The 13,417-nt window shown below is 40.9% G+C and carries 10 protein-coding genes and 1 tRNA gene; 2 read left to right on the forward strand and 9 right to left on the reverse strand.

Annotated features, from left to right (window positions below):
• Window positions 1-8 precede the first annotated feature (8 nt).
• Together MSI_RS05015 and MSI_RS05020 are read right to left on the reverse strand one after the other, a co-directional pair.
• The gene (locus MSI_RS05015; RefSeq protein ID WP_009104352.1) at window positions 9-947 is read right to left on the reverse strand and encodes a hypothetical protein; all 939 of its coding nucleotides are present in this window, start codon (window positions 945-947) and stop codon (window positions 9-11) included.
• Window positions 940-1,647 carry a hypothetical protein gene (locus tag MSI_RS05020; protein WP_009104353.1) on the reverse strand — a complete coding sequence of 236 codons (708 nt, stop codon included), beginning with the start codon at window positions 1,645-1,647 and terminating at the stop codon, window positions 940-942. Before MSI_RS05020 ends, MSI_RS05015 begins: the two co-directional genes overlap by 8 nt.
• 165 nt (window positions 1,648-1,812) lie before the next feature.
• Between MSI_RS05020 and MSI_RS05025 the strand changes: the two genes are divergently transcribed.
• Both MSI_RS05025 and MSI_RS05030 read left to right on the forward strand, forming a co-directional pair.
• A tRNA-Val gene (locus MSI_RS05025) sits at window positions 1,813-1,886 on the forward strand.
• A 186-nt stretch (window positions 1,887-2,072) separates the two neighbouring features.
• Window positions 2,073-3,683: a GGDEF domain-containing protein gene (locus MSI_RS05030; protein WP_155815484.1), complete on the forward strand. Its 1,611-nt coding sequence runs from the start codon at window positions 2,073-2,075 to the stop codon at window positions 3,681-3,683.
• Here MSI_RS05030 and truB read toward each other — a convergent pair.
• From truB to MSI_RS05065, 7 genes are all read right to left on the reverse strand, one after another.
• Complete coding sequence (gene truB, locus MSI_RS13865) at window positions 3,680-4,729, reverse strand: tRNA pseudouridine(55) synthase TruB (protein WP_009104357.1); 1,050 nt, start codon at window positions 4,727-4,729, stop codon at window positions 3,680-3,682. The two genes, MSI_RS05030 and truB, sit on opposite strands and share 4 nt — an antisense overlap.
• On the reverse strand, window positions 4,716-5,108 hold the full coding sequence (gene rbfA / locus MSI_RS05040) for a 30S ribosome-binding factor RbfA (protein WP_009104359.1): 393 nt from the start codon (window positions 5,106-5,108) through the stop codon (window positions 4,716-4,718). The genes truB and rbfA overlap by 14 nt, the downstream gene beginning before the upstream one ends.
• Complete coding sequence (gene infB, locus MSI_RS05045; protein WP_009104360.1) at window positions 5,108-7,804, reverse strand: translation initiation factor IF-2; 2,697 nt, start codon at window positions 7,802-7,804, stop codon at window positions 5,108-5,110. Before infB ends, rbfA begins: the two co-directional genes overlap by 1 nt.
• Before the next feature lie 17 nt (window positions 7,805-7,821).
• Window positions 7,822-9,306, reverse strand: coding sequence for a transcription termination factor NusA (gene nusA / locus MSI_RS05050; protein WP_009104362.1), 1,485 nt, complete (start codon window positions 9,304-9,306; stop codon window positions 7,822-7,824).
• Window position 9,307: 1 nt separating this feature from the next.
• On the reverse strand, window positions 9,308-9,796 hold the full coding sequence (locus MSI_RS05055; protein ID WP_009104365.1) for a ribosome assembly cofactor RimP: 489 nt from the start codon (window positions 9,794-9,796) through the stop codon (window positions 9,308-9,310).
• Window positions 9,797-9,937: 141 nt separating this feature from the next.
• Window positions 9,938-11,590 carry an ABC-F family ATP-binding cassette domain-containing protein gene (locus tag MSI_RS05060; RefSeq protein WP_009104367.1) on the reverse strand — a complete coding sequence of 551 codons (1,653 nt, stop codon included), beginning with the start codon at window positions 11,588-11,590 and terminating at the stop codon, window positions 9,938-9,940.
• Window positions 11,591-11,819: 229 nt separating this feature from the next.
• The gene (locus tag MSI_RS05065; protein WP_009104369.1) at window positions 11,820-13,415 is read right to left on the reverse strand and encodes a glutamate synthase subunit beta; all 1,596 of its coding nucleotides are present in this window, start codon (window positions 13,413-13,415) and stop codon (window positions 11,820-11,822) included.
• Window positions 13,416-13,417: the final 2 nt, after the last annotated feature.

Below are 13,417 nucleotides of genomic sequence, written 5' to 3' on the forward strand. Positions count from 1 at the left end.
ATCTGGACTTAAATAAAGAGGGTTTTTGTTGCTTTTTCGTAAATAAAGCGGATATCTTCTTCCTGAATTGTTGTATAGCGGCAGTCTACACAGATTCTGTTGTCGCCCTGTATTTCTGAGCGGTAAATCTTATTTACTACAGCCGTTACAAAAATATCGCGGGTCATAATAGGACCTGATTTAAGGGAAAAGGACAGTTTTATACCGTATTCATCATTCTGAATAAAAGTGTAATTTATAGAGTCCAGTCCAAGCACAAGACGCTGGTGATCCACATAAAGAATGTTCAGAGGCTTAATTCTATCCTGAAGGGATTCAATTTTTACAGGATTTTCAAAAGTAAGATAATTGCATACAGGAATAAGCTGGATTCCGTTTCCGGCATTTTTTTCAAGCTTGGCCTGAGCAACATAATTTTCCAGCAGGGATTTTGCCTTTTTCTGATTTTCAAGCGGAATAGACTTCCATACAGGACGGGTTAAGAGCTCTGTATTTTCCCAGGGCAGGCAGAGCATATTTAGTTCACGTCCAGTCTTGCATTCATAGTATAAAAGGGCTGAGAAGTCATAATTTCTCTGTTCTATAACATCCTGAATGCGGTAAATTACGTTCGGAATTGAAACAGAATATACATCCTTTTTTGCGGTAACCTTTGAATTAAAATAAAGCCCTACCCGGTTGAAATAAAACTCAACCTTTACAGCCTTATTTAAAAATTCTTTAACGGAAGCCCCGGGATTTTCAAGGATTATGGTTCCGTTCTTTTTTACAGTGATATTTTCGCCTTTTATGGCAACAGGAAAAATCTGGGAATTTACAGGGCGAATTTCTTCTTCAGAATCAGAGATATTATCATCAAGAGGAGTAATTGTAACAGGAACGTTTCCGTCAATCAGATACTGAACTACAAGCTCGCGCTCAATTCCGGTCAATGTTGAATCAGCCATTTTTCTCCCACCTTACGATTTTCATATTAAAAACAGATTTTTCCTGACTTGGATTCATATATAATGTTACATCAACAAATCCCATATTACAATAAAATCTGGCTGGAATCTGAATAAGATTATTGCTGTAAAAGGCTTCTCCCATAATATAATGGTCAAAAAGCTTTATTATTGTCTTTTCTTCATTTTCAGCAGTCTCGCTGGCTTCTGTTGCTTTTGCTTCCGGGAAAGCTTTACCAAAATTATCCTTCCAGCCCTTTTTAAGTTCCCGGGCAAAAAAAATGTAATTATAACGGTAATTTGAAGAAAAATAAGAAAAGAGTTTATCTTCATCCAGATTACAAAGAGAAGAGCATATTTTCTCTGCGCTGGAAAGATTTTTATATTCCATGGAAGAAATATTAAGAGAGCCGAAATCTGAAAAAGAGGGATATACGGCTTCCCTATAGGCCTTTAATATACGGGAGTTATCTTTTGTCAAAACAAGGGAGCCTGCCAGGTTTTCTGAATCTGAAGCAAGATTTTTTGAAAGCCTTTCTTTTTCAAGCTCAACAGACCATACAGTTTCATCTTCAATTTTTGTTACAAGGCTTTTTATTGTCTGAAGGTCTGCTGCGTTTATATTTTCATCAGCATCATTTGAACAGGACATATAAAAGAGAAGAGAAAATATTGTAAGTCCGAAAAGGCACTTTTTCATTTTGACAGTAAAATATTTTAACACAGTTTATTTTGATAGTCATTAACGAAAAATCAAAAATTTAAAAATTTTTCAATTTTTTTTCTAAAACATCTTGACTAAATTTCTGCGATTGTATAATATATAAACATCAAGCAGCAATACAGCAGCTTACAAAAACAAATCGGGCAGTTAGCTCAGCTGGTACGAGCGTCTGGTTTACACCCAGAATGTCGGGAGTTCGATCCTCTCACTGCCCACTTCAAAAGCACTCAATTTTGAGTGTCTTTTTTTTTTATTTAAAAATTATTTCCGTATCTCTAAAAATGTGATATTATTTAACTGTGAATCCATTTTTGAAATTTTATTTTCTAGTATTACCCAAAATCTCAAAAATTGCCTGGCGTGTTTTTTTAGGCATCTTTTCCTTGCTGGTAATTCTGTCTTTGTTTCAAATAAAGGATAATACCTTTACAAAAAATGATTTTGTAAACGAAACCCAGTATCTGGAATGGAAAATTTCTTCGGCTGAATATTCTAACCAGACGCTTGTTCTCCCCTATACTTCAAAAAAATCCTTAAATGATTTTACAATCACAACAACTTTACCGGATTTAAATTCAACTTCTATACTTATCCTCAAATGCAGATACGAAACTCTGACTGCAAAAATTGACGGAAATTATATTTATGCTTCTGATATTGCAACAATTGCAGGAATTAAAACAAGCATAGGAAAAAGTCAATGTAATATTCCGCTTGGAAAAGAATTCAGCAATAAACAGATAGAAATTTCAATTCAGCTTCAGGATTCAAAGGTTTCAAAATCTTCTCTTACAGAAATTATACTCTCTTCAAGAAATACCTACATGATTCAATACCTGAGGGAAAATCTTCTGATTTTTATTTCTGCGGTACTTCTTATAGTCTGTAGTTTTGGTTCCTTTGTTTTCTTCTTGTTAAGTTACTTTGGAAACAAACAGCGTTTTACCTCACTTTCAAGAAGCCTTTTTTATCTTGCTGTAATTTCAATTTTAACATCCATATGGAATCTTTGTGATTCTCATATCATTTCACTTTTTACAGATAAGGTACTTGTAGATGGAATTTTATCTCATGCAGCCCTGCTTCTTCTTGCCGTTGCCTTTGCCTGCTACCTGAATGCCCTTTATGGTGAAAATAAAATTATAAAAATAATCACTGTTATTTCTGAACTTAATGTAGTAATTCAGTTTTTAATTTTTGTATTGGGATTAAAAGACATCAGTGAAATTATTGTCTTTACCCACTTTATTTATATAGTAGAAATTATTTATGTTATAACTGTCAGCATAAAGAATCTTTACAAATATGAAAGCTCTGAAAAACTCTTCCTTAATATTGGAAACATTCTTTTTGCCGTAATTGTTTTTGTTGTAATTTTAATGTACAACCACAACCGCGATGGTGATTATTATAAATTCTCAGTTACAGCCTTTATTATTTACTGTGTAATGCAGATTTCCGTTTCCATCGTTCGTTTTGTTAAGATGATTAAAAAGCAGGCAGCCCTTCGTGAAGCTGAAAAATATGCCTTTACCGATCAGCTTACAAAAATGGATAACAGACGCGCCTACTCTATTTTCAAAAAGCATCTTGGAAATACAGAACTTACAGATGATTTTAATGTTATTTACTTTGACTTAAACGGCCTTAAAGGCATTAATGATAAACTGGGACATGCAGCAGGCGATCAGTATATTATTGGTGTAACGGATATACTTAAAAAAGTCTTTTATGATGCCCTTTTACGCTGCCGTATGGGTGGTGATGAATTCCTTGTTGTTCTTAAGGCAAATAAAGAAGTTTTGAATAAACGCCTTTTCTATTTTGATTCCTTAATTGAAAACTGGCATAATGATAAAATCAAAAATATTTCAGTTTCATATGGCTACTGTTCCGCAGCAGATTATGATAATCCTACTTTTGAAGGACTTATTTCTAAGGCTGATGAATTCATGTATAAGATGAAAAATGAGTATTATGAAAAAACTGATGCCGAAAGAAGAAAAGATTAGGCAATTACAAATTTGTAATAAAGTTTTTTATTAGCGCCGATTTCCAAAAGTCCGCAGAATAATTCTTTATAAAAAACCGCAAGAGGCTTAGCACAAGCGGGATTAATATTTTCTTCAAAATCTGAATAAAAAAGTTTTTTTCCGTTTTTAAAGTCTGCCAGTCTTTCTTCAGATTTTAAATGGATATTTTCAAAGCCGCACAAGATAGAAGTTTCTTCTGAAAAGTTCTGGATTTTTTCTTGTATTTCAGTCTGGATAAGAAGATCCTCTTCTGTAGGAACATAAGGCTTTCTTACTTTTGCATTAGTTTCAACTTCTTTTTCTGCTTCTACCGTTTGCTTAATAAGAAAATCTTCTGCATTCTTTTTTGCTGAAGCAATAGAAAAATCTTCCAGCAAAGAAAGACCTGCTGCATCAGAAAGCTTAAAGTTTCCAACCTTTGTGCGAAGTAAGCCTACAAGATGACCTGCTGAGCCGCAAGATTTTGCAATATCACGGGCTAAACAGCGGATATAAGTACCCTTGGATACGGTAAAATCAACACGGGCAAATACAACCCTGTCTGAGTCTTTTTCAAGCTGGTATTCGGCAAGATCTGCGCTGAATACAGTAATTTTACGCTTGGGAATTGCTACCTGAATGCCTTTACGGGCAAGATCACTGGCACGCTGACCGTCTACGTGAATTGCACTGTAAGCCGGTGGAGCCTGTAAAAGTTCTCCTGTAAACTGAGTTAGAGCTGCTTTAAGAGCCTGCAAAGTTGGAAGAGGCGCGTCCTTTACTACCTGACCTGTAAATTCAAGGGTATCAGTTTCTGCCCCGAATTTAATCACTGCAGAATAAGATTTATCAAATTCTGTGATGTGGCTTACAAGCTTTGTCATTCTGCCGGTACAAACAACAAGGAGCCCCTGAGCAAAAGAGTCAAGGGTTCCTGTGTGACCAACCTTAGTAGTGTGAAGAGATTTTTTTACGTTATTAAGGGATGAAAAAGATGTTACTCCCGGCTTTTTTGCCAGGAGTACAATTCCGTCATTTGTCTGCATCTGCAGCCTGCTGTTCTTCCAGCGCCTTAGATTCAGCTTCAAGCTGATTCAATTTCTGAACCATCTTAAAACCAGCCTTCATTCCCTGGTCAACAATAAACTGAAGATGAGGAAACTGGCGGATTCTGAGTTTTCCGGCAATTACGCGCTGGATAAATCCTGCGGCAGAATTCAGACCGTCAACTCCTTTTTTGAGCTGACCGTCCGGTAAAAATGTAGAAACGTAAACCTTTGCATAAGCAAGGTCGTTTGTTACTTCAACCCTGTTTATGCTGAGGAAAGTATTTACGCGGGGATCTTTTATTTCTCCGCGCAAAATCAATGTGGAAATTTCATCACGGAGCTGGTCGTTCAATCGCTGTAAACGATACTGTCCCATTATGAATTTTCTCCTTCTTTATCTGTATCAGCGCCGCCTTTCTTTTCAAGCTCAGCCTCTTCTTCGGCAAGAGTCTTTCCAAGTTTTTTAGCAACTTCTACAATTTCGAATACTTCGAGTTTATCGCCAACCATGATATCCTGCCAGTTTTCAAGACCGATACCACACTCATAGCCTGTGCTGACTTCTTTTGCGTCATCCTTAAAGCGTTTGAGGGAAGTAATCTTACCTGTAAACTTAACAATACCGTCACGAACAAGGTGAACGCTTGCAGTACGCTTAACCACACCTTCTGAAACCATACAACCGGCAATTACGCCGACCTTTGGAACGCGGAATGTGTTGCGAACTTCAACCATACCGATAACTTCTTCTTTTGTATCCGGCTGCAACATACCTTCCATAGCGGCCTGAATTTCTTCGACACACTTGTAGATGATATTGTACTTACGGATTTCAACCTGTTCCTGCTCTGCAAGAGTTTTTGCCTTTGGAGTAGGACGAACATTAAAGCCGATGATGATTGCGTTTTCATCAGCAGATGCAAGGGTAACATCCGATTCGTTGATTGCACCGGCACTTGAATGGATAACTGAAAGACGGATTTCGCGTGTTGAAAGTTTTTCCAAAGATGCCTTAAGAGCTTCTGCAGAACCCTGCAAATCAGCCTTAATGATAACTTTGAGTTCTTTAACTTCGCTGTTTTCAATATCCTTGTAAAGAGTATCAAGTGTAGTCTTTTTAACTGCCTTAGCAGCTTCAAAGCGTTTAAGTTCCTGACGTTTAGCAGAAATAGCACGTGCATCTTTTTCGCTTTCTGTAACCTGGAATGGATCGCCGGCATTTGGCATTTCTTCCATACCAAGAACTTCAACAGGAATAGATGGACCTGCTTCCTGAATACGCTTACCGCGGTCATCAAACATGGCACGTACACGACCAGAATAGATTCCGGCAACAAATGGGTCACCCTGTTTGAGGGAACCACGCTGTACGATTACTGTTGAAACAACACCACGTCCCTGATCTACGCGGGATTCAAGAATCTTACCTTCTGCGCGACATTCAAAGTTTGCCTTAAGCTCAAGCATTTCTGCCTGCAGGAGGATTGCATCAAGCAAATCATCAATACCTTCTTTCTTAAGGGCAGAAATATGAACATACTGAGTATCTCCACCCCATTCTTCTGGAGTGAGACCAAGTTCAGAAAGCTGAGTCTTAACGCGGTCTGGATTAGCTTCAGGCTTATCAACCTTGTTTACGGCAACGATGATAGGAACCTTAGCGTCCTTAGCGTGAGCAATAGCTTCAAGAGTCTGAGGCATAACACCATCATCTGCAGCTACTACCAGAACTACGATATCTGTTACCTGAGCACCGCGGGCACGCATCATTGTAAAGGCTTCGTGACCTGGTGTATCAAGGAAAGTAATCTTACCTTTTTCTGTTGTAACTGAATAAGCACCAATTGACTGGGTAATACCACCGGCTTCGCCTGCCGCAACGTTTGCGTGACGGATTGCATCCAATGTCTTTGTCTTACCGTGGTCAACGTGTCCCATTACAGTAACGATTGGAGGACGAGGAAGAAGTTCTACACCGTCATCCTTATCACTTTCGATTACAGTTTCATCATAAAGGCTTACAAGTTTTACCTCGCAGCCATATTCGCTAGCCAAAAGTTCTGCGGTCTCGTGGTCAATTGACTGGGTAATAGTAACCATTACACCCATTCCCATGAGTTTTCCGATAACTTCGCTTGCTTTAAGGTTCATTTTGCGTGCAAGGTCAGAAACCGAAACTGTTTCCATAATTTCAATTTCTTTTGGAACTACGCTTGCAGGAGTTTCAACCTTCTTCTTCTGTTCAAAGAGGTTATCATCATACTGCTCTTCGTCCTTGCGGTTATAAACCTGTTTTTTACCTTTGTAAGCAGCCTTTTTACCCTGAGTTCTCTGCTCTGGGATTGGAGAAGCAGGTGCCATTCCACCGCCCATTGGACGAGGTCTGAAGCCTCCCTGACCACCCTGACCTGGTCGGTTGAAACCGCCCTGGCCGCCGCGATTAAAGCCACCCTGACCTCCCTGACCGCCTCTGTTGAAGCCGCCCTGTCCGCCGCGGTTAAAGCCCTGTCCGCCTTCACGGTTATCGCGCTCGCGGTTCTGGTAGCTCTGACGAGCCTGTGCGCCATTAAAGCCGCCCTGGCCGCCGTTACCACCATTGCGGTTATAACCACCCTGACCACCCTGGCCGCGGTTATAATTATTGTAGCCGCCCTGTCCGTTACCGCCACGGTTGTATCCACCGCGGTTATTCTGACGTCCGTGGTCAGAAAGGTTTCCGGCTTTTACGTTAGGACGAGCCTGATTAAGTTCAAAGGTGCGTGGACGCTGAGCCTGCTGTGTATTTGCAGGTTTTGGAGCCTCAGCAGCTGCTGCAGGTGCCTGAGAAAGAGGTTTTGCAGGCTTTTCTGTCTGAGCAGGTGCCTGACCTTCAGCTTTCTTTACGACAACCTTAACAGGGCTTTTTTTAGCTCCGTCATTTTTTGAAGGGTCCTGTGGCGCATTCTGAGCTGGGTTCTTTCTTACAACAACAACGCGCTTCTTTTCTGGAGCGGCTGGAGCTGAAGCTGCTGGCTGAGTCTGTGCCTTTTTATGCACTACAAATCCTGGCTTTTTTTCTGATTCTTCTGCCATGTTTCTATTCTTTACCTCTATTCTTCATCCACTGCAAACTCAAATTCACATCCACATTTTGGACAGTGAGTCATATCGAGTGTGATCTTAGCTCCACATTCAGGACAGAAGTATTCTTCCTCTTCTTCAGCTTTTTCTGTGCTTTCAGCCTGAGCCGGAGCCTCTTCAGTTTCAGCTTCGTCTTCTACGAACTCAACGTTTTCATTAATAAGATTGTTGATTTCATCAAGTGCTTCTTTTGTAACACCTTCAATCTGAATCTTATCTGAGTCGTAAGCTTCAACAAAGTCCTGAATCTGCTCAATTCCATTTGCCTTAAGAAGTTCGGCAACCTCTTTATTTACACCAGGCAACTCTGCCACAGTAGTAATTTCATCATAATTTTCTTCTTCTGCAGCCTCATCATTGAAGAGAGCGCGTGCATTCTGAACTGTATTAACATTAGAGAAGTCAATGTCTGCTGCCTGCTCTTCTGTCTTAACGTCAATGTTCCAGTCACAAAGGCGGTTAGCAAGGCGAACGTTCTGTCCCTGACGACCGATTGCAAGAGAGAACTGGCTTTCATCAACGATTGCAAGAGCCTGGCGTTTTTCTGCATCCATGATAACTACGCGGTTAACCTGAGCTGGAGAAAGTGCATTTTTAATGAACTCAGCAGGATCAGATTCGTACTTAAGAACATCGATTTTTTCGTTCAAAAGTTCGCGGATAACGTTCTGGATACGAACACCCTTAAGACCAACACAAGCTCCAACTGGATCTACTTCTTCGCGTTTTGTGCTTACAGCAATCTTTGTGCGGTAGCCTGCATCACGTACAGCCTTAACAATTTCTACAGTGCCGTCTGCAATTTCAGGAACTTCTTTTTCCAGAATAGAGCAAACAAGTTTAGGGTCGCTGCGGGAAAGGATAAGCTGAATACCTGAATTTGTAGGTTTAATATCTACGATGAGAGCCTTAATGCGGTCATTCTTGTCGTAGAATTCAAGCTTAGACTGATATTTAACTGGAAGAACACCTTCAAGACGGCCTGCATTACCAAGGTCAACATAGATGTTTCCGTTGCGTTCGCGCTGGTAGTAACCAATGATGATTTCGCCAACTTTGTCTTTATATTCGTTATAAAGAGATGTCTTGTAAGTTTCGTTGAGTCCCTGGTGAGCAGTCTGCTTTCCAGTAGAAACTTCTGAGCGCTCATAAGATTTAGGGTCTTCAAGAATATCAATTTCATCACCCTCTTCAATCTCATCACCTGCAAGTGCGCGTGCTTCTTCAAGTTCAATTTCCATTGTTGGGTCATAAACACCGTCAATTACAACTTTTCTTGAGAAAAGCGACACATCCGACATATCGTCTGCAAATTTTACGATTGCGTTCTCGTCTGTTCCATATCTCTTTTTATAAGCAGCTTTAAGTGCCTTTTCGATAGTCTGTCGTACTGATTCTTCAGAATAACCTTTTTCTTCAATCAAACGACGGATAGCTTCTGCCATTTCTGACATTTTAAGCCTCCTCTTTATTGTTATTATTTGAGGCAGAAATAAATTTTGCCTTCGCTATATTTTCAAAAGTCTGGGTATACTCTGTACCCTCGTCCTTTTGTATTGTAACCGATTTTTCATCAGCAGAAAGAATTTTTCCGCTGACCCAGTCTGTGACGGTTTTATCCCAGATGCGTACTGTTCGGCCAACAAAAAGCGCAAACTCAGCCGCATTTTTAAGATTGTGCTCAATGCCAGGGCTTGTAAGTTCCATACTGGTTTCTTCTGTTCCAAGCAGCTCTTCAAGCTTTGGAAGAAGAACGCGGTGAACTTTAGCGCAGTCATTTACGCCCATGTTTCCGTCTGGCTCCTTAGTGCAGACAATTGCAGAAATCTTAGTGATTGTCTTTGCAGGAACAATCTTAAGATCCACAAGCTTGTAGCCCAGTTCTTCTACAAGAGCAGCGCACTCAGGATAGTATTTAATTGATTTATATGATGTATATTCCATATCCGGTTTTAAGTGTCAGTTAGCAGTTCCGTTCACCCCGGGGCACTAATAAAAAAGACCCGTGTTTTTGCACGAGTCTTTTTAATACTAATATTAAACTGACATATATAATATAGAGGAAAAGTGCCTGATTGTCAAGTTTTACACTCTATACTTGAGTTTTTTACCAGTACCTTCGTAAAGCTTTTTGCGAAGTTCGGCAACGCTTTCGTCTTTGATGTAGTCATCAAAACTCATCATGCGGTCAATGATTCCGTTTGGAGTGATTTCGATGATACGGTTTGCAATAGACTGAATGAATTCATGGTCGTGTGATGTAAAGAGCACTACACCAGGGAAGGCAATCAAACCTTCGTTCAAAGACTGAATTGCTTCAAGGTCAAGATGGTTTGTAGGATCATCCATACACAAAACATTTGCACCGGAAAGCATAAGTTTTGAAAGCATACAGCGAACTTTTTCACCACCGGAAAGAACCTTTACTTTCTTCAAAGATTCGTCACCGCTAAAGAGCATTCGGCCAAGGAAGCCGCGTACATAAGCGTCGTCCTGTTCTTTTGAATACTGTTTGAGCCATTCTGTGATGTTGAGGTTGTTGTCAAAGTATGATGAAGTATCGCGTGGAAGATAGGTGTGAGAAGTTGTCTGTCCCCAGTAGTATTCACCTGAATCTGGCTTTTTTACTTCGTTGATGATATCGAACAAAGCTGTTTTTGAGTTGTGTTCAATACCAACAAAAGCGATTTTATCGTTACGGCCAACACTCAAAGAGAAATCTTTAAGAAGCTGAACGCCGTCTGCATCTTTATAGTTGAGACCTTTGATATCAAGAACGTTGTTTCCGATTTCGCGGTCTGACTTAAAGCTTACATAAGGGAATTTACGGGTAGAAACAGGGATTTCTTCAAGAGAATCGGCAAGTTTGTCGTAAATCTTTTTGCGGGATGTAGCCTGTTTAGCCTTAGAAGCGTTAGAAGAGAAGCGGAGGATGAATTCCTTCAAGTCCTTCATCTTATCTTCAGTCTTTTTCTGCTGCTCGTGAGCCTGACGCTGCATAATCTGGGTCATCTGATACCAGAAGTCGTAGTTTCCGCTGAACTGTGTGATTTTTCCAAAGTCGATATCGCAGATGTAAGTACATACAGTGTTCAAAAAGTGACGGTCATGCGATACGACAATTACAGTGTTTTCAAAATCCAGAAGGAAGTTTTCAAGCCAGGTGATTGATTCAATGTCCAGACCGTTAGTAGGTTCATCGAGAATCAGGGCATCAGGGTTACCGTAGATTGCCTGGGCAAGAAGAACGCGGACTTTCTGAGATTCATCAAGCTCGCTCATCATTTTGTCGTGGAACTCTTCTTCAAGACCAAGACCAGAAAGCATCTGTTCAATCTGATTTTCTGCTTCGTAGCCGCCAAGCTCTCCGAATTCTGCTTCAAGTTCTGCAGACTTAATTCCGTCTTCTTCTGTGAACTCTGCCTTTGCGTAGATTTCATCACGGGCTTTTGAAACTTCGTAAAGTTTTGGGAAGCCCATCATAACTGTGTCTTTTACTGAATATTCGTCGTAGGCAAAGTGGTCCTGCTTTAATACGGCCATTCGCTCGCCCGGAGTCATAAAAATATCACCGGAATCGCGTTCAAGCTCGCCGGAAAGGAGTTTCAAAAAGGTTGATTTACCGGCACCGTTGGCACCAGTGATTCCGTAACAGTTTCCTTTGTTAAACTTAAGGTTTACGTCTTTAAAAAGCGGTTTTTCGCTGAATGAAACGCTTACATCGCTTACTGTAATCATTAATATCCCTCAAAAATAAATTTGATGATATTTTAGCTTTTTATCAGGAATATTACAACTTAGAAATAAAAATTGCTTCCGGTCGCAGAGTATGCTTCAAAACCGCGCGATATCGCGCTACATGCTGTTTGTGGTAAAGAAACTATTGAACTGGTCGCTTTCGCGACCATCACAAACAGAATGTTTTTGAAGCATACTCTGTTCCCTTGCGCTATTTTTCTTATTTATTCTATTTCAATAAGAATGCATCTATCTCCTGGGCGCATTCTCGGCCTTCAGCAATGGCCCATACAACCAGGGACTGGCCTCTGTGCATGTCGCCGGCGGTAAAAACTTTAGAAACTGAAGTTGCATAGCCTGTATCTGAGCTGAAAGAAGTTTCTGCTTTCTGCTCTCCTGCTATAAGGGAAGTTGCAACAGTTCCTCGAGCTCCCAGTTCAACACCGAATGACTGTGCGGTATATTCTTCACAGCCGGTAAAGCCTGCGGCAACAAGCAGAAGATCACAAGGAAGAGTTTTTTCTGTTCCTGCACGCTCCACAAGCTGGCGTTTTCCGTCAACCATCTGGAATTCAACTTCTACAGTGCGAACGGCTGTAATATGACCGTCTTTACTGATTACTTCTTTTACAGTTGTTTCGTAGACACGAGGATCGTGACCGAAAACTGCAATTGATTCTTCTGCACCGTAATCAGTTTTGAGCACTTTTGGCCACTGTGGCCATGGGTTATTTGCAGCCCGCTCTTTTGGAGGACAAGGCATCATTTCAATCTGGGTAACACTAGCAGCACCAAGTCTGATTGAAGTTCCGCAGCAGTCGTTACCTGTATCACCACCACCGACAATTACAACGTGCTTTCCTTCAACTTCAATTCCAGAATCCTGAAGAAGCATCTGATCAATCTGTTTGTTTGCAGGAAGGATTCCGATTTTTTCGAGGGCGCCTGTAGTTGCAATTACACACTTTGTAACAGCTTTAAGAAAATCCACAGCGAACATCATTCCGCCGTCAGCCCCATGGCGGCCAGTTTTAAGTTCAGAAATTCCAGCCGATGTAAGGGCGCGGGCTTTTTTTGCACCGCAGCAGAGGGCAACTGCATCAAAGTTCTTCAGGATATGCTCTGCAGAAATATTTTTTCCGACATCGGCATTAAATACAAATTCAACGCCTTCTTCCTTCATAAGCTCAATACGGCGCTCAACAATTTTTTTGTCCAGCTTCATATTCGGAATACCGTACATCAAAAGTCCGCCGGCCTTGTCTTCACGCTCGTAAACCGTAACGCTGTGCCCGCGTCGATTAAGCCAGTCCGCAGCAGCTAATCCTGCAGGTCCCGCACCAATTACAGCAATCTTTTTTCCGCTGCGAACCGCTGGGATTTCAGGCTTCATGTAGCCTGATTCAAAAGCTTTTTCTATTATATAAAGCTCATTTTCGTGAACAGTAACTGCCCCGTCACCGCAGACAGGATTTCCGCAATTGCAGGCTTTTTCGCACAAGGCAGGACAAACTCGGCCTGTAAATTCAGGGAAGCTTGAAGTTTTCAAAAGTCTCCAGGCAGCCATATCATACTGACCTTTGTAAAGCGCGTCGTTCCATTCAGGAATGTAATTGTGAAGAGGACAGCCTGTTACCATTCCGGCAAGGCGGATAGCGCTCTGGCACATTGGAACACCGCAGTTCATACAGCGGGCAGCCTGCTCGCGTCGCTTTGCATCCTCCATTACGGGATGAAATTCCTTAAAATTCTTTATACGATCAAGCGGCTCAAAACTTCCGTTTTCAATTCGTTTATAATCCATAAATCCAGTTGGTTTTGCCATAT

Source organism: Treponema sp. JC4 (assembly GCF_000260795.1).
Classification (GTDB): Bacteria; Spirochaetota; Spirochaetia; order Treponematales; family Treponemataceae; genus Treponema_D.

Bases quoted from the DNA above. Each gene is read 5' to 3' on its own strand.
- MSI_RS05055 (WP_009104365.1), bottom strand. From the start codon at position 9,796: ATGGAATATACATCATATAAATCAATTAAATACTATCCTGAGTGCGCT.
- MSI_RS05020 (WP_009104353.1), bottom strand. From the start codon at position 1,647: ATGAAAAAGTGCCTTTTCGGACTTACAATATTTTCTCTTCTCTTTTAT.
- nusA (WP_009104362.1), bottom strand. From the start codon at position 9,306: ATGTCAGAAATGGCAGAAGCTATCCGTCGTTTGATTGAAGAAAAAGGT.
- infB (WP_009104360.1), bottom strand. From the start codon at position 7,804: ATGGCAGAAGAATCAGAAAAAAAGCCAGGATTTGTAGTGCATAAAAAG.
- MSI_RS05060 (WP_009104367.1), bottom strand. From the start codon at position 11,590: ATGATTACAGTAAGCGATGTAAGCGTTTCATTCAGCGAAAAACCGCTT.
- MSI_RS05065 (WP_009104369.1), bottom strand. From the start codon at position 13,415: ATGGCAAAACCAACTGGATTTATGGATTATAAACGAATTGAAAACGGA.
- truB (WP_009104357.1), bottom strand. From the start codon at position 4,729: ATGCAGACAAATGACGGAATTGTACTCCTGGCAAAAAAGCCGGGAGTA.
- MSI_RS05015 (WP_009104352.1), bottom strand. From the start codon at position 947: ATGGCTGATTCAACATTGACCGGAATTGAGCGCGAGCTTGTAGTTCAG.
- rbfA (WP_009104359.1), bottom strand. From the start codon at position 5,108: ATGGGACAGTATCGTTTACAGCGATTGAACGACCAGCTCCGTGATGAA.